The sequence below is a fragment of the Oleiphilus sp. HI0123 genome (assembly GCF_001635315.1).
In genome coordinates this window covers 1-1,556 of sequence record NZ_LWGE01001728.1, presented here as the reverse complement: position 1 = coordinate 1,556, position 1,556 = coordinate 1, and the positions used below count along the sequence as shown (strand labels likewise).

At 41.7% G+C, this 1,556-nt stretch carries 3 protein-coding genes; all 3 read right to left on the bottom strand.

Translation table 11 applies throughout. The features are described 5' to 3' along the window. Positions 1–380: DUF692 family multinuclear iron-containing protein (locus tag A3761_RS23385; protein ID WP_197473202.1), on the bottom strand; the 380-nt coding region annotated here is incomplete at its 3' end. A 33-nt stretch (positions 381–413) separates the two neighbouring features. After that, positions 414–671: a DUF2282 domain-containing protein gene (locus A3761_RS23380; RefSeq protein ID WP_068515949.1), complete on the bottom strand. Its 258-nt coding sequence runs from the start codon at positions 669–671 to the stop codon at positions 414–416. A gap of 210 nt (positions 672–881) precedes the next feature. Beyond that, positions 882–1,481, bottom strand: coding sequence for a TetR/AcrR family transcriptional regulator (locus tag A3761_RS23375; protein WP_068515953.1), 600 nt, complete (start codon positions 1,479–1,481; stop codon positions 882–884). Between the last annotated feature and the right edge of the window lie 75 nt (positions 1,482–1,556).

Below are 1,556 nucleotides of genomic sequence, written 5' to 3'. Positions count from 1 at the left end.
AATAGTTCATTACCATGTACGCCATCAAAAGAAGCCCAACACAAGTGATCAGACACCAGCGTTGGTTGAAAGCGTTCTATAAGTGACTTTAAGCGTTTGAGGTAGGATTGATCTAAGGGATCAGTTGAGCCTAAAGACATGCCGACACCATGAAAGGTAACCGGGTATAAATCCCGAACCTGCTCCAGGTAATCAAGAGGCTGACCACCGTCGCTCATATAATTGTCGCTTAGTGCTTCAAACCAGGGGATATCAGGGCGTGAATTCAGAATCGTTTGATAGTGTGCAGAACGTAAACCTATACCTGCACCCTGAAGCGCTTGTGGCTCAGGAGAAGCAGGATGATCGGTTGGCATTCCCTGCGATAAGATATGATTCATCAGTTAATGCCACCGATAGAAGTGCTAAGTAACTTACTTCACTTTACCATTTACAATTTTTGAACAAGTGCCTTCTGGAACATATACCCATTCCTCAGGGTCACCGTCTTTAGCAGCTTGGCCAGCACAACTATGCTTTGAGGTACCACAGTCATTCATACCGGCTTTAGCAATACCCTGACATTTTTCAAAACCAGGCTTGCCTGCTAGTGCGTCAGTTGACGCAGCCATAACACCCATTGCGACCATGCTTGCGATTGCTGATTTGCTTAAGATTTTTGCGTTATTCATTGTTTTAACCCTGTGTAATTCATCTAAAAAGTAACGGTTAACTAAAGTAGTTGCTCATTATTAATTCCCGAATTTTGTGATCGGGATATTGTTAAAGACCCAGGCCAATCTAAAAAGTTCAGAAATTAGCAAATTTATTTTAGTTGAAGTGGAATTTTGTTCTAGTTATTAGACATTAAATGGAGGTAATTTATCTTTTATATCAGACAATTACTTTGAAGCCATTCGCTCAATTCCACCTATAAATAAATTCCCTAGAAACTCAGCCTTCTCTTTAGCTGAGTACTCATCATCACTGACAGAAAAAATGTCAATGCTCGAAGCGATCATTGCAGACGTCATCATCGATACAGGGAACTTAGGCGCCATTCCCACCTCAACAGCAAGCTGCATATCACGAGACAAGTCGTCAATAATCTCGGTAAGCTCTTCTTTTTCTGATAGCACCTGCTTAAACACTGGGGCATTTTTTGAAATCATCAGCTGCATTTTGGGGTACTGAGAGATCAGTTTACTGTAAGCGAGAAAAGCACCTTTGATAAAGCCTTCCAAAGTTGTTGCACTTTGACGCGCCTGGCTCAAAGTCGTGCGCACTTTCATTAAAAAGCCAGTGAGCAGCTCAGAAAAGATCGTGTCTTTATCACCGCAGTGATTATAAAAAGTACCTACAGACAGGCCACTTTCGCTGACAATATCATTGATAGTTGCTCGCTCATAACCAACCGTCGAAAACACTTCAAGCCCAGCCTCTAGAATGGCCTTGCGGTTATTTATTTTTTTTTGTTCTCTCCGCCCCAGTTTCAGGCTCATAATATTGTCTCTTCATTCATATTGCTTATTAAGGAGCATACACCCCTATTTTTTCGTAGCCCATGCCTTTTAAGT

Coding starts and splice junctions, on each gene's coding strand:
- A3761_RS23375 (WP_068515953.1), bottom strand. CDS start 1,481: ATGAGCCTGAAACTGGGGCGGAGAGAACAAAAAAAAATAAATAACCGC.
- A3761_RS23380 (WP_068515949.1), bottom strand. CDS start 671: ATGAATAACGCAAAAATCTTAAGCAAATCAGCAATCGCAAGCATGGTC.